We start from the raw sequence: 21,792 nt of genomic DNA on the forward strand, positions 1-21,792 counted from the left end.
AGACGAGTACCCGATGGCCGGCGCCAGTCCCGTTCAGACCCAGGAAGACCTTGTCCCGCCGCCACCGGCCGCCATCGGGTACCGGCTGGCGGGGGTGCTGCTGGCACCTGCGGTCGCGGCCACCCTCCACGTCATCCTGGTCGGACCGTTCGGGATCGACGTGCAGGTCCCCGAGTCACCGGGCTCCACGACGTTGGTCAGCCTGCCCCTCCTCCAGACGACGGTCGTCACGCTCGTGGTGGCACTGGCCGGCTGGCTCAGCGTCATGGCCCTCGAGCGCTTCCTGGGTCCGGAGCAGGGTCGCCGGATCTGGACCTTCGCCGCGTTTGCGGTGTTCGTGCTCTCCCTGGCACCGATCCTGCCGCTCGACGTGCCAGTCGAGGGCAAATGGGCGCTGTTCGTCCTCCACCTCGGCGTTGCCGTCGTGCTGATCCCGACCCTGTTCAACGGTCAGGCGGCCGAGCCGCTCCACCGCGACACCTGACGCCAGACGCCTAACGCCTGACGCCAGCTCAGCCCGAGAGGACGGGTGCCGGCCGCACCGTTCCGGTGACCGATGCCAGCGTGAGTCGGCCGCCACCGGCAGTCGGCGCGGTACCCCGCAAGGTCACGGTGTCGCCGTCCTCCAGATAGGTCCGCTGATGACCCGCGAGGTCGAGCGGCTGGGACCCACCGACCGTGAGCTCGAGCAGCGACCCCTCGGTTCCCCGATCCGGCCCGGAGATCGTGCCTGATCCGAACAACTCCCCGGAGCGGACGACAGCCCCGTTGGACGCCAGGTGCACGAGTTGTTGCGTGGCGGTCCAGTAGAGATCTGCGGCGTTGACGCGTGACACGGTCGCAGCCTCGGGCGAGCCGGCTGGCTGCAGCTCGACCCACAGGTTCAGGTCCAGACCACCTCGCCGGTCGCCCCGGAGGTGAGGCGCAACTGGCGGGTCCTGGCTCGGTGGCTCGACGGCAGCTTCAGCCAGCGCCGCCAGCGGCGTGATCCAGGCCCCGATCGACGTCTGGAACGACTTCCCGAGGAACGGCCCGAGCGGGCGATACTCCCAGGCCTGGATGTCGCGCGCTGACCAGTCGTTGAGCAACACAACGCCGAAGAGGCGCTGGCGTGCCTCGTCCATCGTCAGCGGGACCCCTGCCGGGTTCGGCGTGCCGCCGACCACGAAGCCGAGCTCGAGTTCGATGTCGAGCCGCTCGCTAGGGCCGACCCGGACCGTCCCGTCGTCCCCCAGGCCGAGCTGACCAGCGGGTCTGACCACATCGGTCCCGTCGACGACCACCGTGGCGGACCGTCCGTGATAGCCCACCGGCAGGTGTCGCCAGTTCGGCAGGAGTGGGTCGGCGTCCGGTCGGAAGATCCGGCCCACGTTGGTCGCGTGGTGGATGGAGGAGTAGAAGTCGACGTAGTCGGCCACGGTGAACGGCAGCAGGGGCGGCGGAAGGTCCCGGAGTGCCACGACCGCCATGGGGGGCAGGTCCGCAGGTCGAGCAGCGGTGAGGATCTGGGTCACCGTCGCCCGGGTTCGCGCCCAGAGGTCGCCACCGCCGGCCACGAACTGGTCGAGGAAACCCACGGTGGTCCACGCCCCCTCCGGCAACATCCCGGCCTCATGGCAGGCTCGCAGGTCCAGGGCCTGATCGCCGATCCGGACGGCTGGCGTCGGGCGGCCGTCGACCAGCACCACCCCGTACGGCAGGTGGGCGAGGTCGAAGCCCGAGCCCTCGGCACCCTCCACCCAGGAGGCAGCTACTCCCACTCGATGGTCCCCGGCGGCTTGGAGGTGACGTCGTAGGCCACTCGGTTGATGCCCGGCACCTCGTTGATCACCCGGCCGGCGATCCGCTCGAGCACGTCGTAGGGGATCCGGGCGAAGTCGGCCGTCATCGCGTCCTCGCTCGTCACGGCCCGGATGATGATCGGGTGGCCGTAGGTCCGCTCGTCACCCTGGACGCCGACGGACCGGATGGTCGGCAGCACCGCGAAGGACTGCCAGATCTCGCGGTCGAGCCCCGCCGCCTTCAGCTCCGCCAGCACGATCGCATCCGCCGCGCGCAGCAGGTCCAGCCGCTCGGCGGTGATGTCCCCGATGATCCGGACGCCGAGGCCCGGGCCGGGGAACGGCTGCCGCCACACCATCGCCGACGGCAATCCCAGCTCGGTACCCACCGCCCGGACCTCGTCCTTGAACAGCCAGCGCAGCGGCTCCACCAACTCGAACTGGAGGTCGTCGGGCAGGCCACCGACGTTGTGGTGGCTCTTGATCGTCGCCGCCGTGCCGTGCCCCGACTCGATCAGGTCCGGGTAGAGGGTTCCCTGCACCAGGTACTTGGCGTCACCGGCGTGCGCTCGGGCAGCCTCCTCGAACACCCGGATGAACTCACGACCGATGATCCTGCGCTTCTCCTCCGGCTCGGTCACACCCGCCAGGGCATCGAGAAACCGCTCGCGTGCATCGACGGTCACGAGCTTGGTGTCGAAGTGGTCACCGAAGGCCAGCTGGACCTGCTCGGCCTCACCCTGACGGAGCAGGCCATGATCGACGAACACACACGTCAGGCGGTCACCGATGGCCTTGTTGACCAGCGCCGCAGCCACCGCCGAGTCGACGCCACCGGAGAGCCCGCAGAGCACCTCCGCGGTCTCGCCGACCTGGGCCCGGATGGCCTCCACGGACTCGGTCACCACGTTGCTGGCCGTCCAGTCGCGGGTCGCGCCGGCGGCAGCCAGGAACGCATCGAAGACCCGCTGCCCCTCCGGGGTGTGCGTCACCTCCGGGTGGTACTGGACGCTGAACATCCGACGGGTGGGATCTTCCATGGCGGCGATCTGCTGCCCGTCAGCGGTGCGACCGATGACCCGGAAACCGTCCGGGGCCACCACGACCGCGTCGTTGTGGGACATCCACACGATCTGCTGATCGGGCTGTCCTGCCAGCAGGGTCGACCCGTCCTCCGTCACGAACTCGGTCCGGCCGAACTCCGGCGCATCGGTCCTGGCCACCCGGCCCCCCATGGTCTGGGCGATCACCTGGTGGCCATAGCAGATGCCCAGCGTGGGCACGTCCAGGTCCAGGATGGCGGGGTCGATCATCGGGGCGTCGGGGACGTGCACCGACTTCGGGCCACCGGACAGCACGACGGCCGCCGGCGCCCGTTCGGCGATCTCGGCGGCGGAGATGTCGTGCGGGACGATCTCGGAGTACACCCCTGCCTCACGGACACGGCGCGCGATGACCTGGGCGTACTGGGCGCCGAAGTCGAGGACGAGCACCGTGTCATGGGTGGTCATGAGGCGATCTCCTGGGAATGACAGGCGCCCCGGCCGAGGGCCGGGGCGTGCTGGATGTACTGGTGGGGTGCTAGGCCTTGACCGACTTGCGGTTCACGGCGACCAACAGGACACCGCCGAACAGACCGGCGAGGGCCAGCAGCGCCAGGGGACCGGAGTCGATCCCAGTGGCAGCCAACGTCTCCGGCTCCGGCTCGTTGGTCTGGGAGTCACTCTGCGGTTCGACGCAGTCGGCTGGTAAGGCGCTCTCGTCCAGATCACCAGCGGCAACGGCCGCCTCGATCTCGGCGCAAGTGCAGACGGCGGGGAGGTCCGCGGCGTCGATGGCGCCATCACCGTTCTGGTCGAGGTCGGTGTCGCCGGACCCGATGGCGGCGATGATGTCGGAACAGGAGACGGCTGTCGGCTCCGGCGTGGGCTCCTCGGTCGGCTCTTCGCAGCCGCCGGGCGGGACGGGGTAGCACTCGGGGTCCTGGGCCGATGCGACACCGACGACGGACGTCAGCATGACGAGGATCGAGAGGGACAGGATGATCCCTCGACGGATGATTGTGGTCATGTGAACAACTTCTCCAACATCAGCCACGGAGGTCTGCCCCTTCCGCGGCACGTGGTCACGACTGGGCACGGTATGTGGTCCCGTAGGTCCCCGTCAACTGACGTGCCATAGCCCAGTTGTCCGGCAGCAGACTCGTGCCGGACTATTCATATGTGCGCACTTCTTGACTCGGTCGTTCGGGGAAGGTCAATGAACTGCTGGGCGACAAGATAGTCGAAAACCGTGCTGGCGGCATCCGCGACGGTTCCGGCGGAGGTGTCGATGACGACGTCGGGAGCCTCCGGGACCTCGTACGGATCGCTGATTCCGGTGAACTCGCTGATCAGCCCCGCCCGTGCCTTGGCGTACAGACCCTTGCGGTCACGTTGCTCACAGACCGCCAGCGGTGTCGCCACGTGCACCAGCACGAACCGGCCCACCGCACCCACCATGCGGGCCACGGTCGCCCGCGTCGCGGCGTACGGCGCGATCGGCGCGCAGATGGCGATGCCACCGTGACGGGTCACCTCCGCGGCCACGAAGCCGATGCGTGTGACGTTGAGGTCCCGGTGCTCACGGGAGAAGCCGAGTTCGGAGGAGAGGTGCTGCCGCACGAGATCACCATCGAGCAGCGTGAGGGAGCGGTGGGAGGCGCCTCGGAGGCGGGCAGCCAGCGCGGCCGCAACCGTGGACTTCCCCGATCCGGACAGACCGGTGAAGAAGACGGTGAAGCCCACCCGACCGGGCGGTGGGAACTCCTGCTCCAGCACCTCGGCGACGGCGGGTGGCCACAGCGGTGTCTCCGCGGCGTCGACGCGAGGCAGCTGCCGGCGCCCCAGATGTGCGGCCAGGTCCGCATCCTCGATGCGCCCGGCCTCACCTGTCGGGCGGGCCGTGGTCAGGCTCCGCCCGAGGTTGGCCGAGAGCACGGCAGCCCAGGGTGCGACCCGGTCTCCGGGCGGCTGCGGGATCACGGTCACCGAGGCGGCACCGGCTGCCTCGAGGCTGCGCACCAGCGTCGCGGTCGAGACCTGATCCGGACCGCCGAGACGGTCACCGACGAGGGCGTGCCAGGGGTGGGTGAGCGACCGGAGCTGGGCGGTGTCCAGCGGCCGATCGGCGATGACGACGGCCAGTTCGTCGTCGACCGGCAACTCCTCCTGCAGGCGGTGCTCGGTCAGGTCGTAGTGCGTCGGCACCACGGGGGCGATGAGGGGACCCGAGGCCAACTGTTGGAGGCCCCCGTCCCCGGACGCCGCCGCCTCGACCTCTGCCGCCTCGGCGACCGCAGCCTCGAACACCTCCGTGATCGTCAGCCCCGCCAAGAGGTCACCTTCGGGCGTCCGCAAGGCGACGGTCGTCCCCACCTCGTGGCCGCGGGAGGCCAGGACAACCGGCACGGGCACGAGCGATCCGTCAGGCAGCGGGTCGCCCGCTTGGGTTGCCTCGACCTCGACCTGACCCATGAAGGTCTCGAGCGGCGCCAGAAGCCCCCGGGCCAAGAGCTCCAGGGAGGCGATCTCAGTGGCGGAGAGGACAACGTCCGGCCACGTGGCGGCGGGCGCGGTCATCGGTCACTCCCGCCGTGGCGGCGGTCGAGCCGCACGATTGTCGGGCCGTGGGATTCCTGATCACTCATCGCCGCCACACCGTAGTGGCTGCGCGACGTATCCTGCCGCCGCGACGTGACTGCAGACACCACCCACCGCCGAATTCTGGACGCCGCGTTCGACGTGCTCGGCGAGGTCGGCCTGTCTGGTCTCACACTGGAACAGGTTGCGGCCGCCGCCGACGTCTCCCGTCAGACGGTGTACCGGCACTTCTCCAACCGGGATGGCCTCATCCGAGCCACCGTGCTACGCGAGGAGGAACAGCTCCTCGACCAGATCGCGGCCGCCACGGCTACGGCCACGTCGGTGGGACAGGTGCTGCAGGCGACCGCTGCCACGCTGCTCGAGTGGGCAGCTGGACATCCACTGCTGCACCACCTGCTGCACCGGGAGCCGGCCGCCGTGCTGCCGTTCCTGATCAGCGGCACGGCACCCGTCCTCGACGTGGCCACACGAGCCGTCCGGGACATCGTGCGCAGCCACGTCGCCGACGAGGGTCGGGCCGACGCGGCCGCCGACGTCGTGGCTCGAATCCTGCTCTCCTACGCCCTGCACCCTCCCGATCGACCCGCTGAGGAGGTCGCGGCCGACCTGGCCCACCTGCTGACCTCCGGCCTGAGCCCGGGCTGAGCTGGAGTGGTGGGGCGCGGTCTGAGGTCCCTCAGGAGTGAGGCGGGCAGCAGAGTCAGGCGGTCAGCAGAGTCAGGCGGTCAGCAGAGTCAGGCTGCGTGCGGGAAGTGGGTCCTGACTCGTGAGAGGCAGTCCAGCAGCGGTCGGGTGTCGCTGATGAGACCTGTGATTTCGCCCATGTCTCCCTCGACGGTGATCTGGCGCATCAGCAGCGACAGCATCACGTTGGACTGCCCGGTCAGCAGCTTCTTCCAGCGGGGGTAGGACGCGGTGACCACCATCATCGCCGGCTTGTCGGTGGCGGTGACGGCGTCGAAGCTCCCCTCGGCGACGACGAAGTCGTAGGCCTCGCGACGCCGAAACCCGCCACCCGGGTCGATGATGAAGCGATACCGCCCCTGGAGATCGGCGGCGATCTGGTCGGCACGAGGGTGTCTGCCGACCTCGTCGGCGTAGGCCTGCATCCACTCCAGGCTGGGAAAGGGCGCGCCTGCCCCTGAGGTGGAGCTCATGTCCCTACCGTACAGAGTCCGGGTCCGACACGATCTCGAGGAAGGAGGCCTGAAGTGCTGGATCGAACACGACGGTTGTGGGACCTGCAGAACCGACACCTCGGCGACCGGCACCGTCTGTTCGCAGCCGTCGCCCGGGCGATCGACGCGAGCCGGGTGCTGTACCCCGGCTCGTTCGTGGACATAGCCCCATCGTTCGTCTGGCCGGCGGTGACCTACGTCGACGTGGACCGACGGGCCAAGCAGTTCTTCGACGACGTCGACGGCGTCCACGAGTTGCTCACCGAACACGGTGCCGACCCGGCCGCTCGCCAGGTTCGGTTCCTGCAGGCCGACTACCACCTTGATCTGGACCTGGCCGACGGCGAGTTCGATCTGCTGATCTCCCTCTACGCCGGGTTCATCTCCGACCCCTGCACCCGGTTCCTCCGTCCGGGCGGCCATCTGCTGGTCAACCCGAGCCACGGCGACGTCGCGATGGCCTCGATCGACCCGCGCTACGAGCTGCAGGCGGTGGTTCGCTCACGCGGAGGTGAGTACGCCGTCAGCGCGCGGAACCTGGACGCCTACCTCGTCCAGAAGACGGCGCAGGACCTGACGCCCGCGTGGCTCCGCGAGCGGGGTCGCGGCGTCGCCTACACGAGGTCTCCCTTCGCCTACCTGTTCCGCCGGGTCGAGTAAGGGAGGACGCGCCCCCCGTCGCGACCGATCGGACGCACAGCCGGAGGGTACGCTCGAGGGCCGTCCGTCACCCCGCCCCACCAAGGACCCGACGTGCCCCAACCCGAGGACCGCCCGCTGGACGGACAGCGGATCGTGGTGACCGGCGGTGCCGGCTTCCTGGGACGCAAGGTCGTCGAGCGGCTGGAGCATCGGGGCGTGACGGCGCTGGTACCGCGACGAGCCGACGTCGATCTCACCCGTCAGGACGCGACCGAGCGCTACATCGCACAGACGGCCCCGGATGCTGTCCTGCACCTGGCGGCCGAGGTCGGCGGGATCGGCGCCAACCGGGACAACCCCGGCCGATACTTCTACGCCAACATGGCCATGGGGATGCACCTGATCGAGGCGTGCCGAGCATCCGGTGTCAACCGCTTCGTGCAGGTCGGCACCGTCTGTGCCTACCCCAAGCACACCCCGGTCCCGTTCGTGGAGGACGACCTCTGGGATGGCTACCCGGAGGAGACCAACGCGCCCTACGGGGTCGCCAAGAAGGCGCTGCTGGTGATGTTGCAGGCCTACCGCGACCAGTACTGCATGGATGGCATCTACCTGCTGCCCGTCAACCTCTACGGCCCGGGCGACAACTTCGATCTCCACTCCTCCCACGTCATCCCGGCGCTGATCCGCAAGTTCGTGGCCGCGAAGGACTCGGGGGCGACCGCCGCCGAGGTGTGGGGCACCGGATCGGCCAGTCGCGAGTTCCTCCACGTCGACGATGCCGCCCGCGGGATCGTCATGGCCACCGAGGCCTACCACGACCCCGACCCGGTCAACATCGGCGCCGGTCAAGAGGTGACGATCCGGGAGCTGGTCGAGACGATCAAGGATCTCACGGGCTTCGATGGCGAGATCGAGTGGGACACCTCCAAGCCCGACGGCCAACCACGACGAAAGCTGGACACGCGGCGCGCCAAGGAGCGATTCGGCTTCGAGAGCGAGATCCCACTCGACGAGGGGATCGCCGCGACCATCGCCTGGTGGCGCGCCCATCAGCGGGACGTCGTGCAGACGCCGGCGTGACCCGTCTCGACGGCCCGGTCGCCGTCCTGCTCCCCTCCGTCGAGCTGGGTGCGTACTGGGGACCGGTGATCCGCGAGCTGGACCGGATGAGCGGAGAGGCCCGACTCCTGACGGCGCACGGCTGGCCGAACTGGCAGCAGGACCCGACGGCCGACCTCGTCACGATCGTCGGGACGGCCCGTCGGATCAGCACCGATGCCGACGCGAAGGCCTACGGCGGGGGGGTGATGGTCCTGCCCGTCCGGGTCGTGGTGCCGCTGCTGCGCCTGCGACCGGCTGCGGTGTACACGATGGGGTTCAGCCTGTGGACCGTTCTCGCTCTGCTGCTGAAGCCATTCCTCCGCTGGCGGGTGGTGCTGATGTGGGAGGGCAGCTCACCCGGCGTCGACCACCGCGACTCCGCCCTGCGCACACGGATCCGTGCGGTGATGGCACGACTGGCAGACCGTCTCATCACCAGCAACCATCGCTCGCGCGACTATCTGGTGGACCACCTCGGTGCCCCCGGTGACACCGTCGACGTCCACCCGCTGCTCGTGCCCTCGGTCGCTGCACTGACGGCTGGCGCGGACCGCGCACCGGCGATCGCGGACCTACCGGCGCCCCGGCTGCTTGTCGTCGGCCGGCTGGAGACGCGCAAGGGCATCGACCCGTTGCTGCGGGCCCTGGCAGCGCTGGGCGACAGCACCCCCTGGTCCCTGGCCGTGATCGGCACCGGCGAGGAGGAGCCGGCCCTTCGCGCGACGGCGGAGCGACTGGGTGTCGCCGGCCGGGTCAGCTGGCTGGGCTGGGTCGCCTACCCCGACCTGGGTGCACATCTTGCGGCGGCCGACTTCTTGGCCTTCCCGACCCTCGAGGACACCTGGGGGATGGTCGCTGCCGAGGCCATGGCCGTGGGCACGCCGGTCATCTGCTCGATCCACGCCGGAGTGTCTGAGATCCTGACCGACGGCGTGGACGGCGTCCTGGTCGACCCGACGAACAGCACCGCATTCGCCGCTCGTCTGGGTGAGGTGGTCCGGGAGTCCGACCCCGACGAACTGGGGCGGGCTGCCCTGCGCCGCATCGGGAGTCTGACGCCCGCGGCGACGGCCGCTGCGCTGCTCCGCGCGGCGAGCGGCCCGGCTGAGGGTTAGCCACCGATCCGACTCCGCACGATCCAGCCTAGGCGACGGAGGTACGGGAACGCCCAGAACAGGGGCCAGAGCGGCCCACCCCACCGCCTGACGAACGTCAGCCACTCCCCCGGTGGCAGGTGCTTGGTGTCGCGGAGGCGGCCGAACGCGGCTCGGACATCTTCGTCCTTGGAGGGGACGAACCCGGGGTTGCTCGGGCAGGTGCCGAGGACACCCGGGGCGACCCAGACACCGAAGCCAGCCCGCCTCGCCCGTAGTCCGTAGTCGTAGTCACCCATGGAGTGCTGGAACGTCCGCTCGAGATTGCCGACGGCCTCGAACACCACTCGTGGCACCAGGACGCAGTTGCCGTTCATCGTGTCGGCCGGCTCTGGCCGAGCGTCGGCCACGACGGGGTGGAACGCCATCGGTCGCCAGCGATCCTGCCGCCGACCGGTGTAGTTCACCTCGCCGGTGTCCGGGTCGACCACCGTGGCGCTGACCAGGCCGGGCTGTCCGCGCTTGCTGAGCGACCGGTGGACGGCCAGCAGGCGAGCGACCGCATCCGGTTCAACGACGGTGTCGTCGTTCATCCACAGCAGGAAGTCCGGTCGAGCGGCCATCGCGTGCGCAAGCGCCACCCGCATGCCGCCGTTCCAGAAGAACGAGCCATCACCGCGGAGCACTGTGGTCCCCGGATGCTGGGCGAGCACCGCCTCCGACGTTCCGTCCGTCGACCCGTCGTCGAAGAGCACGACGTCCAGTACCGCACCCTCCAGCCGCTGCGCAGCCAGGGCGTCCAAGCACCGCACCGTGAGGGGCTTGCGGTTGTGCACGGTGAGCACCGCGGTGACGCGGACAGGGGACCGACGCAACTCGGGGGCGACGTCAGCAGAACCAGACCTCATCTGGCGGTCACCGTACTCGCTCAGCCGTGCGACTCGACCGTGGCCGGAACCCCGCCAATCCGCAGCAAGGCCATCAGCATGCCAACGGCGCGGGACTGATCAGCCGTGTACCCCGCGCGCTCGATCCGGTCCAGGACATCCAGCCGCATCGGCCGGAGCGGCCCGTACCAGGCCAGCACGCACAGCACCGCCGCCCCGGTGATGATCTGCAGGCCCACAAGGACGACGAGCGGCGGCGAGACAGCGGTCCCCACCTGGGTCACGAGCCAGATCGACCCACCGACCAACCCGCCGCTGATCACCGCCGGGACGTACACCCCTACCTGCTCGGCCGCGGTGATCGACAGCTCACGGGACATCAGCAGCGCGTAGGCGAGGGTGCCGGCGGCCTGGACCGCCACGAGGACCAGCGCGTACCCCATCAGCTCACCGTCCGGCACCACCAGCAGGCCGCCGACCAGCGACCCGAGCATCACGGCGGTCAGCACCAGCTTCGTGTTCAGGACGTCCAGGGCCTCGCACACGACACCGCCGTAGTGCGACATGAACGCGAACGCAGCAGCCGCCGAGAGCGCAGGCACCAGGGAGGCGGCGACGTCCCACTGCGGTCCCAGCAGCAGCTCGACCAGCTCAGGTGCTGCTACGGCCGCTCCGACGGCCACCGGCACGATCACGGCCCCACTGGTCCGCATCGCCGAGAGGTACGCCTCGCGCACCTTGACCCGGTCGTCCTGGATCCGACTGAGCGCCGGGAAGAGCACCTTGGACAGCCCATGCGAGAAGTTGACCAGGGGCAACTCGACCACCAGCGTGGCGCGGTTGAACTGGCCGAGGGGCGCGATGCCGCTGTAGCGGCCGACGATGGCGGCCGGCGAGACGGCCAGCCCGTACTCCATCAGGGTGATGACCGAGACCTTGCCGCCGAAGGTGTACAGCGAGGACACCGCGCCGAAGGCGAAGGAGGGGCGAAGTGGATGCCGGGTCAGCGCGTACGCGGCCGCGACCATGATGACCAACTGCCCGATGGCCGCAGCCACCAGGCTCCAGACGCCCGCACCCGCATACCCGAAGCCGAGACCGAGACCCAGATATCCCAGGACGAACGACATCAACTCGGCCAGCGCCAGCGCCTTGAACCGCAGTGCCCGGCTGAGCAGCGACTTCGGCACGATCGTCATCGTGTTGAGCAGCAGCGTCAACGAGAGCGCTCGGAACACGGGAACGACGTCGGGGCTGTCGAAGAAGACCTCCAGGAGCGGGGCACAGACCGCCATCCCGGCGGCGAGGGCGAGGCCGAGCAGGGTCGAGGAGGTCACGGCGGCCCGTATGTCCCCACTCGACAACGTGGGGCGCTGGACCAGGGCAGGTCCGAGCCCCAACTCGGACGCGTACTTGCCGAAGCGCAACACCACCTGGGCGCTGGCAACGAGTCCGAACTCGACCGGCGTCAACAGCCGGTTCATCACCGAGGTGTAGAGGATCTGGAGGATCAGACCGCTCGCGGTGCCGATGTAGACCCACTTCAGACCGGCGAGGGTCTGCTTGCCGAGGCTCGTCTCCGCCTCCTCAGCCACGCCCGACCCACTCTGCGTGACACGACCGATACCGGTCCGTCAATCGCTGCCACCTGTCAAATGGGGCAACCCTAGGTCCACCGGGATGGGCTGGCACCCAACTACTCTATTGCAGTTACCCCTGGCCCCCTCCCCTGGATGACACCCGATGACCGTTCGTCGAACGAGCTCCTATTTCGCCATGGCATTTTTGCTCCTCGCGTCGCTGCTGCAGGCGGCACCCGCACAGGCTCAGGAGGACGTCGACGCCAAGCCGCTCGAGCTGGTCAGCCGCGTGGGGAACGCTGACCCGATCGTGACGGCCGTCGAGGCCTCCAAGATCGCCTTCTCAGGTGGCGCGGACGCCGTTCTCGTCGCCAGCGTCGAGGACTTCGCTGACGCCCTGAGCGCCGCCGGTCTCGCTGAGACCGACAACGCACCACTGCTGTTCTCCAACCGAGATCGCATGCCGCAGCAGACGCTGGACGAGATCGTCCGCTTGGGCGCAGAACGGGTGATCTTGCTGGGCGGCTCGAACGCGATCTCCGACGAGGCCGGTCAAGCCATCCGCAACGCCGGCGTGGCCGACGTCTCCCGCGCCGAAGGCGCCAACCGGTTCGCGACTGCCGCCGCGGTTGCTCGGACCTTGAACTCCCGGAAGTCGGAGGATCTGCACGCCTACCTGGCCCTGGGCAGCAACCCCGAGCCGACGCGAGCCTGGGCCGACGCGGTCGGCGTGTCCAGCCTGGCCGGCTTCACCGGTCGGGCCACGCTGCTCACGGCCCCCGACCGGCTGCCGGTCGAGACCGCCGAGGTCATCCGCGAACTCGGGTACGAGCGCATCACGATCATCGGTGGCACGGCGGCGATCAGCCAGGGCGTGGCTGAGGAGGTGCAGGCGCTCGGGGTCTTCGTCGACCGCTTGGCCGGCAGCAACCGCTACGAGACCTCGGCCGCGGTCACCGCAGCGCTGCTGGAGGAGGGCGCCAAGCCCGGTGAGCTGTGGGTGGCCAGTGGTGGGAACTTCGCCGACCCCCTGATCGCGGGCCCGGCCGCAGCGCACCTGGGCGGGGTGATGTTCCTCACCGACTCGCCCAACTTCTCCAATCAGCCGGTCCGGCAGTTCATCGTCGACAACCGCGACCGGATCCGGGCGATCCGTCTGGCCGGCAGCGCGTTGGACGATGGACTGCTCGAAACGATCCGCGCTCTCCTCGATGGGATGGTTGTCCCCGACGACGCGGTGCTGCTGCAGCCCGGTGACGACCCGCAGGCCGTCGTGGACCGCTCTGAGCCCGGCACGACCTTCGCCTTCACCCCGGGTACGCACCGAGATGTGGAGTTGGTGGTCAGGACCGGGGACACCTACCTGGGCCTGCCCGGCGCCATCCTCGACGGGTCGCGGGAGCTGCCGGCGTCGGCGTGGCGTCAGGAGCGGGGATTGTGGGTGCTCGACGGCATCGACATCGACCTTCCCACCGCCGGTGAGTATGGCTGCGAGTCGTGGCTCGACAACGAGGAGCAGTTCGCCCTGTGCGGCCACGAGGCGGAGATCTATCGCAGCGAACAGCTCTTCCAGGGCAGCAGCCGTCTGCGGCACGTCAACTCACTGGACGGGGTTGAGCGATCAGGGACCTGGTTCTACGACGTGCAGGGCGGCCGCGTCTGGATGTACGACAACCCAGCCGACGAAGTGGTCCGGATGAGTGAGATCTCGACCGCCTTCGCCGGCTTCGAGACCGAGGACGTCATGATCTCGGGACTGACCATCCGGCGGTACGGCTCCGCGGCGCGCACGGGCGTCATCGATGCGTTGGACACCCGGAACTGGATCATCGAGAACGTCGAGGTGTCACAGGGCCACGGCTACGGCATCCGCATCGGCGTGGACACCATCATTCGAGACTCCCGCCTGCTGGACAATGGCCAGCTGGGAGCCGGCGGCAGCGCCCGTGAGAGCTCCGTGCGGATCGAGAACAACGAGGTCGCGTTTAACGGTGCGCTCGGCTTCCAGCGGAACTACGAGGTCGGCGGCGTGAAGGTCACGCACGCCCACGGCGTGTGGATGACCAACAACTACGTCCACGACAACGATGCCAAGGGGTTGTGGGTGGACGGACTGTGCCGGGACGTGACCATCAACAACAACTTGGTCGAGCGGCAGGGCCAGACCGGCATCCTCTACGAGTTGTCCTTCGGTGGCGAGGTCCGTGGCAACACCCTGATCGACAACCACACGACCGACGACATCTCGGACTCCTACGGCAACCTGCAACTCGTCAATGCCGTCGACGTCGACGTCTACGAGAACACTCTCAGCGGCGGCAACCGCCAGGAGTTCACGATCTACCACACCGACCTCTACCCGGGCGTGGAGAACATCCGGGTCTACGACAACGACATCACGTTCGAGACGACGTGGAACGAGGGAACGTACGGCGTCAAGGATCTCCGCGCCGACCAGTCCGTGCCGCTGCAGGGTCTCGTCTTCGAGAACAACCGACTTCGCATCCTGGAGCTGCCGGAGCGCCCGTTCGCCTGGGAGACCCAGCTCGTCACGCTGGACGACTGGCTGGCGGTCCACCCGAACGAGGTCGTGGAGCTACGCCGCTGAGTGGGCACGGCGAACTGACCGTCACACTACATACGGTCAGCTATCGGCCCGAAATGTAGCATTTAGTAGTCAAGATTGTGGGGGTCCTGCCCGATACCCCAGGGCATGCACCTCACCGCCCGTACGCCCGCCGCGCTCACTGTAGTTGCGCTCGTGGCTCTGGCCGCCCTCCTGACCAGCACGCCGGCTGCTGCGCAGGGCCACTTCGTCCGCGGCGAACTGCCCGTGAGCGCCGCTCCACACGACGGGCGAGAGGACGCTGCTCCTGCGCGCCCCGCCAACCCACCCGCCAACCCGACCCCCCGCCAAGCCGAGGCGGTACCGCCGGTGCCCGTGGCTGCGCCCGCGGTCGTCGACATCCCCGCCGACGCGATTGCGATCACCCCGCAGGACTCGGCCGCCGCAATCGTCGCGGCCACACCGGCCGGCAGCACCTTCGTGTTCACCTCGGGAGTGCACCGGGCCGTTGAGATCAACGTCCGCACCGGCGACACCTACCTGGGTGAGCCGGGTGCCGTCCTCGACGCTGCCGTCCCGCTCAACACCACACGCTACGCCGAGGCCGGCAACGGTCTGCGCCAGTACCAAGGGGTCGAGTCCGACGCCGCGACGGCCATCACCGGGCCCTCATGTGCCCCGTGGTTCGAGGGCGGCATGGCCATCTGTGGCCACGAGCAGGAGGTCTTCCGCTCCGAGATGCTGTTCGCCGATGGGCAGCGCCTGCGCCACGTCAACGCGCCAGAGGACGTCGCGCCCGGCTCGTTCCACTACAACGGTGAGACGGACGCCCTGACCACGGCCGGCGACTACACCGAACTGGCCTTCGCCACGGCCGACTTCGCCTTCGCCGGCTGGGGTGCCGAGGATGTGACCATCGCCGGGATCACGCTGCGCAACTACGCCACCCCCGCCCAGCACGGCACCATCGATGCCTACGGCGGCAACCGCTGGACGATCGACGGCGTGGTCGTGGCTGGCAGCCACGGCTACGGCATCCGCATCGGCCAGAACACCACCATCACCAACTCCCTCATCACCGACAACGGCCACATCGGGATCGGCGGCCAGGCCGACAACACCTCCTTCGTCGCGACCGGCAACGAGATCAGCCACAACGCCTGGCTCGGCGTCCAGCCCGGCTTCGAGGCCGGCGGCATGAAGGTCCTGTTCACCCACGACGCCGTGGTGACCCACAACTGGGTGCACGACAACGCCTCGAAGGGTCTGTGGTTCGACGGCTTCAACCGCAACGCCACGATCGCCCACAACCGGGTCGAGCGCTCCGGCCAGACCGGCATCCTCTACGAGATCTCCTTCGACGCCGAGATCCACGACAACGTCGTCGTGGACAACCACACCTCCGGCGACGTGACCGAGTCCTTCGGCAACATCCAGATCGTGAACTCCACCAACGTCGAGGTCCACACCAACACGATCTCGGGCGGCGGCCGGCACGAGCTGACCCTGGTCGACACCGGCGAGGAGCACGGCCTGTCCGACGTCACCGTGCGGGACAACCACATCACCATCAACACGAGCTGGGAAGCCGGTGCCTACGGCGCCAAGGACAGCCGGCCCGGCGGTCACTCCCCCGCCCCCCTGTCGGGTCTGACGTTTGCCGACAACACCGTTGTCCTGGATGGTCCGCACACGCTGGTCTTCGCCACCGCGGAGGGCATCGTCGACGACGTGCGGTGGTCAGAGGTCTCGAGCGACACGATCGTCCGGTGAGGGCCATGCCTGTCACGCCGAGGAGATGGGCATCGTCCTAGACTCGGCCCCGCGGGACGACCACAGCGACCAGAGCCCCATGTCAACCCACACACCTGCAGTCAGCGTCATCATGACGGTGCACAACGAGGAGGATCATCTTCTCGACGCGCTCCGTTCGATCGGCGCGCAGACCTTCACCGACTTCGAGGTCGTCGTCTGGGACGACGGCTCGACCGACCGCACTCCCGAGTTGCTGCAATCGTTCGCGGCGAAGGACGATCGTGTCCGGGTCCTCAGCTCGGTGCGGAACCGAGGTCCAGTGGTGGGTCGCAACTTCGCGATCGACGTGAGCCGTGCGGCGTGGCTGGCGATCTGTGATGCCGACGACGTCTGGCTGCCGCAGAAGCTCGAGCGGCAGATGGCGGTCCTGCAGCACCACTCCTCGTCGGCGGACGCCGACGGCCTGGTTGCGCTGGGCTCCTCCGGCCATCACATCAACGCCGAGGGTCGGGTTCGCGGGTTCTTCGACGTCGGACTGCACGACGAGGCGGCCTACGACAACGCCCGGGCGAGCAGCGACGTCTTCTACCTGCTGAACTCCTCCGCGATCTTCCGTCGGGATGTGTTCCAATTGGTCGGCGGCTACCGGGAGGACTACTTCCCCGGGGAGGACGTCGACCTGTGGACGCGCATGGCCGAGCACGGTCTGATCCTGAACCTGGAGGAGCCTCTGGTGCACTATCGGGTGCACGGCCACAGCGTCTCCGATCACAAGATGATCAAGGGGTTGCTCAACACCCAGCGGGTCAAGGCCAATGCCCGACGCCGTCACCTGGAACTGCCGGAGCTCTCCCACCTGGAGTTCCTCGATGTCCTGCGGAGCCACCCCACGGTGTACCGGCGACTGCTGCGGTCGTGGATGGCCCAGAGCCTGTATCGCAGTGCTGGCGGGGCCTTGGCCAACGGCCGCTACCTCGCGGGCGCTGCAGCCATGCTCCGCGCGCTGGTCATGGACGTGTGGGTCCCGTTCGAGCGAGCTCAGCGTCAGGTGTTCCGTCACGAGACGATGGCGCAACTGCTGCGTCCCTAGACAGGGACTGCAGCCGTGCCCGCTCGGGAGCCACGCGTGCCCATGCGATCAGCAGCGCGATCACGAGGACCTGTTCGAAGCTGACCTCGCGGGCCGGCGTCTCCGTGATCCAGCGCAGCAGGAACGCACCGGTCAGAGCCAGCGATGCGCCCCCGCTGATCGGGGCCAGCCGGATGCCCAGGAAGACCAGCACGGCCAGGTAGGCCATCAGGCCCGTGAAGCCGACCAACCCCTCTGCGGCGATGGTCTGCACGAACTCGTTGTGGGCCTGTCCGGCCCAGGTCTGGCCGGTCTCCTCCGCGTAGCGCTGGTAGACGTCGCTGCCCGCACCGAAGATGGGGTTGGCGAGGAACTCCTCGATGCCTGCGCCCCAGATGTCGGTCCGTCCGGTGAGGGTGACCAGCTCCTCGGCTCGCTCGGGCGCGAGCACCTCCTCAGCCGGCACTGCGGTGGCGACCAGCCCCAGGCCACCCGTGACGGCGACGATGGCCACGGCCGGCAACCAGCGGAACCGCGCCACCAGATCACTCCCGACGCGGTACCACCACAGCGCCGCGGCGCCCAGGATCAACCCTGCCCCGGCCGTCTTGGACTGGGTGAGGACGAGCAGGACGGCAGGGATGCCCCACGCCGGCAGGGCCCAGCGTCGTGCCGGCGGTTCGATCACGTTCAGGAGCAGCAGCAGCACGAGGAACGGACCCAACTGGTTGGGGTGCCGTGTGACGCCGACGAAGCGGATGTCGAGGCCGATCAGCGAGCCGCCGGTGGCGAGCCAGGCGGTGGACAGCGGCATGACGGCCAGACAGGTCAGCGTCAGCCCCCACAAGCCGACCTTCCCCGTCCGCACGACGTTGGCCACCGTGGTGCCTGGTGAGCGCCACAGCAGGTACGTCGTCAGCGGCAGGAACACGAACACCTGCAGCACCGGGCCGTCGTTGACCAGCTGGGCGAAGCCAGCGAAGGTCGAGAAGGTGAAGACCGCCGCCCAGATCAATCGGCCCGGTCCTTCGGGGCCCTGCCGGATGAGACCGAACAGTGGGCCTCCGAAGAGCAGCACGTTGCCGCCGGCTGCCACCAGCTGCATGGGCAGGTTGAGCTCGACGTTCTCCTGGGTCACCGGGGACCCGGTCAGCAGCCCGACGAGCCCGAAGACGGTCACGAGTGCGATGGATGCTGCGGTCAGGACCTCGATGGCAAAGGTGGGGCGGCGCAACCACTGGTCGATCAGGTAGACGCCGACCACACCCATGAGCAGGACGAGGGGCAGGTAGGGCAGAAGTGCTCGCATCAGGAGCTGCGACTGCGGTCGATCGTCTGCTGGTAGACCTCGAGGTACCGGTCGGTCACGACGTCCATGGTAAAGCGGCGCTCGACGCCTTCGAATCCCTGCTGCGACATCAGCCGCCACGCCGCGTCATCGGTGAGCAGTTCGGTGGCCGCCTCCGCGATGGCGCCGGCTGATCGCACGTCGGCCAGTCGGCCCATGCGGCCGCCGCGGAGGACCCACGGCACCGCGCCGGACCGACGGCCACCGATCACGGGGGTGCCCTGCGCCATCGCCTCGATCAGGACCATCCCGAACGACTCCTCCCGGCCGGGGTGCACGAGCACGTCGGCCTCCCGCATGAGTTGGAGGACGCGGTCGTGCGGCTGGTACCCGAGGAAGGTGATGTACCGGTCGACCCCACGCGCCGCAGCGTAGGCCGCGGCAGGTCCATCGGCCTCGTGCTGCGGCCCCAGCAGGGTGAGTGTTGCCGCGGGGACGCGAGCGCGAATCTGCGGCATCGCATCGATCAGCGCCCGGGTGTTCTTCAGGCGGCTGAACCCGTCAGCGACCGCCAGCAGCCGGCCTGGCCCCGGCCCGTCCCTCGGACCGGGCCCCAGCAGACGCGTGTCCAGCCCGTTGGGGACCACAGCGACGTGTGGCATGCCGATCATGCGCAACCGCCGGGCCATCTGTGGCGACGGCGCGGTGAGTGGCGGGCGTGACCACAGGGCACCGACGAACATGCCGAGCCGAACCAGTCGATAGGGATCGGGGGTGTACCACAGCACGGCGGGCGCCCAGTCGTGGACGGTGACCAGCCGCGGTGCCGGGTGTCCCCTGCTGGCGAGGGCGTACTCGTAGGACCAGTGCACGTGGAGGATGTCGACGTCCACGGCAGCGAGCGACTGGCGCAGCAGGCCGCGTTCGACCGCGTAGGCATCGCGGCCCCGACCGCCACGGCGTCGTGGCAGGAGGACGGCCGAGAGTGACGTCCCGCTGACCGTCGTCGGGTGCGCCACGTCCTCGTCGAGGCCCACGTAGGTCACCTGGTGGCCGCGGTCCAGCAGCGACTCGGCCAAGAGCGAGACCACCAGTCCACGATTGCCCTCCGGCAACGGCGCTCCGGCCGGCAGCCACGGCCCCAGCCCCCCTCTGGTCCAGGGCCCGACCAGGCCGACCCTCACAACGCGGCTCCAGTCGGCCGGGTTGGGTTGCCCAGCGCTCGATGGATGGCCTCCACGCGCGCCGGCCAGCGCTGCTGCAACGCCCACCGCCTGGCCGCCCGTCCCCGACGGGCGCGCTCGGTCGGATCGAGCGCTGCGGTCACGATGGCCGCCGCAAGTGCCGCCACCGTCGTCCGCCTATCGGTTGCGGGGACCAGGTAGCCCGCCGTGTGCGGCAGGTGCGTCCCCACGCCATGCAGGTCCAGACTCACCGCGGGCCGGGCCTGGGCTGCCGCCTCGAGGATCTGCGCCCCGAAGCTCTCGCGAAGGGAGGTGAACAGCAGCGCATCGCAACGCCGCAGGAGCGGTCGGATCTGCTCGTGGGGCACGTGGCCCAGCAGGGAGACCCGGTCCTGCAGACCCAACCGGCGGGTCCACGCCTCGACGTCGTGTGCTTGTGGGCCGCCCCCGGCGACGGTCAGGCGGACCTCCGCCGTTCGGGCGGCGGCTGCCACGGCCTCCAGTGCCAGTGGCAGGGCCTTGATGGGCAGGAGCCGTCCGATCCAGAGCAGCTCCATGCGTCCGGGCGGCCGGCTCGTTGGTCCGGGTGGCTCTGCCTCATCACCCGGGCTGAGGCCGGTGTCGAGCATCTGCAGCACCTGGGGGGCCCCGATCGACCGGACGGCGCGCTCGGTCGCGGCGTTGGTGACGGCGACGACGGCGGCCCCGCGAAGCGTGGCGCGCGTGCGCGGGTTCCGTGGCAGTGCGCGGGTCACCAGCAGAGTCCGGAGCGCCTCCTTGGCCCAACTGTCACCGAAGTAGGCCTTGAACGCCGGGGGCGCGACCTGCCCGCCACCGACGGGACCGAACACCAGCGGGACATCGAGGTGGTGCAGTGGTGTGCCCCAGATCAGACTGCCCCAGGAGACGTGGTGGACCAGATCGAAGGTGGCGGAGGTGGTCAGACGCCTGGCCAGTTCGGCGCTGCTGGCCTGCCAGGCCAGGTAGTCGGCGTAGACCCGCGGGTGTCCGCGGACGACGCTGGCCCATGCGGCTGGCTTCGCCACCTCCACGCGCACCGCCCCGCCGACGGCATGCCGGAGCGGCCCCGCGAACTGCGGTTGGGTGAGCACCGTCACCGCGTGGCCGGCCTCGGCCGTCCAGCGGACCCAGTTCCACCCACCCTCAGCCTCGGACCCGTGCCCCGGCGCGCAGGCGTACGCGGAGATCAGGACCTGTCGGGTCGTCACCGGGCCGTCCTGGCGTCGCGGCCGACCAGCTGACGCGCGACGTACCAGAGGAACTGGGGGTTGTTGACCGCGTACCGCTTCCACAGCCGACGGGGCTCCCGCAGCAGCCGGTACAGCCACTCCAGGCCAGCCCGCTGGAGCACATCCGGGGCCTGGGCAACGGTGCCGGCCAGGAAGTCGAACGCCGCACCGACGCCCATGAGCGCGGTCCCCGGCAGCTCGGGCGCAACGCGGTGCATCCACAGCTCCTGCTTGGGCATCCCCAGGCCAACCCACACGACATCGGCCCCGCTGTCCCTGATGTGGGCCAGTCGCTGCTGCTCCTCCTCGCTGGTCAGTTGCCGAAACGGTGGCGAGTGGGCTCCGACGACTGCGGCTCCCGGTGCCAGTGCGGCGATACGTCCTTGCAGCGCCCGGAGTGTCTCGGGCGACCCGCCGTAGAGGTAGTGACGCAGGTCGTGTGCCCGCCCCCAGGGCAGGGCCATCTCCATCAGGTCCGGGCCGTAGACCCGCTGCTGAGTCGGGTGCCCCAGTCGCCGCAGCGTCCACACCAACGGCACACCGTCAGGGGTGGCCAGGTCGGCCGCCTCGATGGCGCGCCGCAGCTCCGGATCCCGTCTGGCCACCATGACGGAGTGGACGTTGCAGAACATCACCGTGCGAGCGCGGTCGGGCAGCGGGTGCAGCAGGAGGTCCATGACCTCCTCGTAGCTGGTCGCCGAGATCGTCGTGCCCACGACGTCGGTCCGGTCCGGGAGCAGGGTCACGGCGTCACCAGGTTGGCCCGACCG

General features: G+C 69.3%; 19 protein-coding genes. 8 read left to right on the forward strand and 11 right to left on the reverse strand.

Features of this window, described 5'->3' with window-relative positions:
• Positions 1–13 precede the first annotated feature (13 nt).
• The gene (locus C1746_RS20145) at positions 14–484 is read left to right on the forward strand and encodes a DUF6069 family protein (RefSeq protein WP_116716549.1); all 471 of its coding nucleotides are present in this window, start codon (positions 14–16) and stop codon (positions 482–484) included.
• 28 nt (positions 485–512) lie between these two features.
• On the opposite strand, the gene fahA is transcribed toward C1746_RS20145, so the two are convergent.
• From fahA to cysC, 4 genes are all read right to left on the reverse strand, one after another.
• A complete protein-coding gene (fahA, locus tag C1746_RS20150) occupies positions 513–1,760 on the reverse strand; it encodes a fumarylacetoacetase (RefSeq protein WP_116716550.1) in 1,248 nt (415 codons plus the stop codon).
• Positions 1,751–3,292: a glutamine-hydrolyzing GMP synthase gene (guaA, locus tag C1746_RS20155; protein ID WP_116716551.1), complete on the reverse strand. Its 1,542-nt coding sequence runs from the start codon at positions 3,290–3,292 to the stop codon at positions 1,751–1,753. Before guaA ends, fahA begins: the two co-directional genes overlap by 10 nt.
• Positions 3,293–3,362: 70 nt before the next feature.
• Entirely contained in the window at positions 3,363–3,851 is a 489-nt protein-coding gene (locus tag C1746_RS20160; RefSeq protein ID WP_116716552.1) for a hypothetical protein, read from the reverse strand.
• 146 nt (positions 3,852–3,997) lie between these two features.
• The gene (gene cysC, locus C1746_RS20165) at positions 3,998–5,401 is read right to left on the reverse strand and encodes an adenylyl-sulfate kinase (RefSeq protein ID WP_205712017.1); all 1,404 of its coding nucleotides are present in this window, start codon (positions 5,399–5,401) and stop codon (positions 3,998–4,000) included.
• Positions 5,402–5,515: 114 nt separating this feature from the next.
• Between cysC and C1746_RS20170 the strand changes: the two genes are divergently transcribed.
• Positions 5,516–6,070 (forward strand): TetR/AcrR family transcriptional regulator, encoded by a 555-nt coding sequence (locus C1746_RS20170; protein ID WP_116716553.1) that lies wholly within the window; start codon positions 5,516–5,518, stop codon positions 6,068–6,070.
• Between the two features lie 89 nt (positions 6,071–6,159).
• Here the strand turns inward: C1746_RS20170 and C1746_RS20175 are convergent, their stop codons facing one another.
• Positions 6,160–6,582: an SCP2 sterol-binding domain-containing protein gene (locus C1746_RS20175; RefSeq protein ID WP_116716554.1), complete on the reverse strand. Its 423-nt coding sequence runs from the start codon at positions 6,580–6,582 to the stop codon at positions 6,160–6,162.
• A 54-nt stretch (positions 6,583–6,636) separates the two neighbouring features.
• Between C1746_RS20175 and C1746_RS20180 the strand changes: the two genes are divergently transcribed.
• The 3 genes from C1746_RS20180 to C1746_RS20190 all read left to right on the forward strand — a co-directional run bounded on the left by C1746_RS20180 (position 6,637) and on the right by C1746_RS20190 (position 9,464).
• On the forward strand, positions 6,637–7,263 hold the full coding sequence (locus C1746_RS20180) for a class I SAM-dependent methyltransferase (RefSeq protein ID WP_205712018.1): 627 nt from the start codon (positions 6,637–6,639) through the stop codon (positions 7,261–7,263).
• Between the two features lie 93 nt (positions 7,264–7,356).
• Positions 7,357–8,328 carry a GDP-L-fucose synthase family protein gene (locus C1746_RS20185; RefSeq protein WP_116716555.1) on the forward strand — a complete coding sequence of 324 codons (972 nt, stop codon included), beginning with the start codon at positions 7,357–7,359 and terminating at the stop codon, positions 8,326–8,328.
• A complete protein-coding gene (locus C1746_RS20190; RefSeq protein WP_116716556.1) occupies positions 8,286–9,464 on the forward strand; it encodes a glycosyltransferase in 1,179 nt (392 codons plus the stop codon). Before C1746_RS20185 ends, C1746_RS20190 begins: the two co-directional genes overlap by 43 nt.
• Here the strand turns inward: C1746_RS20190 and C1746_RS20195 are convergent.
• Together C1746_RS20195 and C1746_RS20200 are read right to left on the reverse strand one after the other, a co-directional pair.
• Positions 9,461–10,351, reverse strand: a complete 891-nt coding sequence (locus C1746_RS20195; protein ID WP_116716557.1) for a glycosyltransferase family 2 protein — start codon at positions 10,349–10,351, stop codon at positions 9,461–9,463. The two genes, C1746_RS20190 and C1746_RS20195, sit on opposite strands and share 4 nt — an antisense overlap.
• A gap of 20 nt (positions 10,352–10,371) precedes the next feature.
• Positions 10,372–11,925, reverse strand: a complete 1,554-nt coding sequence (locus C1746_RS20200; protein ID WP_162868012.1) for an oligosaccharide flippase family protein — start codon at positions 11,923–11,925, stop codon at positions 10,372–10,374.
• Positions 11,926–12,106: 181 nt separating this feature from the next.
• On the opposite strand from C1746_RS20200, the gene C1746_RS20205 reads away from it, so the two are divergent.
• The 3 genes from C1746_RS20205 (at position 12,107) to C1746_RS20215 (ending at position 17,321) form a co-directional block, all read left to right on the forward strand.
• Positions 12,107–14,518, forward strand: a complete 2,412-nt coding sequence (locus tag C1746_RS20205) for a cell wall-binding repeat-containing protein (RefSeq protein ID WP_162868013.1) — start codon at positions 12,107–12,109, stop codon at positions 14,516–14,518.
• A gap of 153 nt (positions 14,519–14,671) precedes the next feature.
• Positions 14,672–16,249 carry a right-handed parallel beta-helix repeat-containing protein gene (locus tag C1746_RS20210; RefSeq protein WP_162868014.1) on the forward strand — a complete coding sequence of 526 codons (1,578 nt, stop codon included), beginning with the start codon at positions 14,672–14,674 and terminating at the stop codon, positions 16,247–16,249.
• A gap of 79 nt (positions 16,250–16,328) precedes the next feature.
• Positions 16,329–17,321, forward strand: a complete 993-nt coding sequence (locus C1746_RS20215; protein WP_162868015.1) for a glycosyltransferase family 2 protein — start codon at positions 16,329–16,331, stop codon at positions 17,319–17,321.
• On the opposite strand, the gene C1746_RS20220 is transcribed toward C1746_RS20215, so the two are convergent.
• Genes C1746_RS20220 through C1746_RS20235 form a run of 4 tightly spaced genes read right to left on the reverse strand, consistent with a single transcriptional unit; the run spans position 17,239 to position 21,768 of the window.
• Positions 17,239–18,609, reverse strand: a complete 1,371-nt coding sequence (locus C1746_RS20220) for an O-antigen ligase family protein (protein ID WP_116716562.1) — start codon at positions 18,607–18,609, stop codon at positions 17,239–17,241. The two genes, C1746_RS20215 and C1746_RS20220, sit on opposite strands and share 83 nt — an antisense overlap.
• Positions 18,609–19,772: a glycosyltransferase family 4 protein gene (locus tag C1746_RS20225; protein ID WP_162868016.1), complete on the reverse strand. Its 1,164-nt coding sequence runs from the start codon at positions 19,770–19,772 to the stop codon at positions 18,609–18,611. Before C1746_RS20225 ends, C1746_RS20220 begins: the two co-directional genes overlap by 1 nt.
• A complete protein-coding gene (locus C1746_RS20230) occupies positions 19,769–21,001 on the reverse strand; it encodes a glycosyltransferase (RefSeq protein ID WP_116716564.1) in 1,233 nt (410 codons plus the stop codon). Before C1746_RS20230 ends, C1746_RS20225 begins: the two co-directional genes overlap by 4 nt.
• On the reverse strand, positions 20,998–21,768 hold the full coding sequence (locus C1746_RS20235; protein ID WP_116716565.1) for a WecB/TagA/CpsF family glycosyltransferase: 771 nt from the start codon (positions 21,766–21,768) through the stop codon (positions 20,998–21,000). Before C1746_RS20235 ends, C1746_RS20230 begins: the two co-directional genes overlap by 4 nt.
• Positions 21,769–21,792: the final 24 nt, after the last annotated feature.

Source organism: Euzebya tangerina (assembly GCF_003074135.1).
Lineage (GTDB): Bacteria > Actinomycetota > Nitriliruptoria > Euzebyales > Euzebyaceae > Euzebya > Euzebya tangerina.

What these genes read in the sequence shown, in the direction of transcription:
- guaA (WP_116716551.1), bottom strand. Translation starts at nt 3,292, where the DNA reads ATGACCACCCATGACACGGTGCTCGTCCTCGACTTCGGCGCCCAGTAC.
- C1746_RS20195 (WP_116716557.1), bottom strand. Translation starts at nt 10,351, where the DNA reads ATGAGGTCTGGTTCTGCTGACGTCGCCCCCGAGTTGCGTCGGTCCCCT.
- C1746_RS20175 (WP_116716554.1), bottom strand. Translation starts at nt 6,582, where the DNA reads ATGAGCTCCACCTCAGGGGCAGGCGCGCCCTTTCCCAGCCTGGAGTGG.
- cysC (WP_205712017.1), bottom strand. Translation starts at nt 5,401, where the DNA reads ATGACCGCGCCCGCCGCCACGTGGCCGGACGTTGTCCTCTCCGCCACT.
- C1746_RS20215 (WP_162868015.1), top strand. Translation starts at nt 16,329, where the DNA reads ATGTCAACCCACACACCTGCAGTCAGCGTCATCATGACGGTGCACAAC.
- C1746_RS20145 (WP_116716549.1), top strand. Translation starts at nt 14, where the DNA reads ATGGCCGGCGCCAGTCCCGTTCAGACCCAGGAAGACCTTGTCCCGCCG.
- C1746_RS20220 (WP_116716562.1), bottom strand. Translation starts at nt 18,609, where the DNA reads ATGCGAGCACTTCTGCCCTACCTGCCCCTCGTCCTGCTCATGGGTGTG.
- C1746_RS20205 (WP_162868013.1), top strand. Translation starts at nt 12,107, where the DNA reads ATGGCATTTTTGCTCCTCGCGTCGCTGCTGCAGGCGGCACCCGCACAG.
- C1746_RS20160 (WP_116716552.1), bottom strand. Translation starts at nt 3,851, where the DNA reads ATGACCACAATCATCCGTCGAGGGATCATCCTGTCCCTCTCGATCCTC.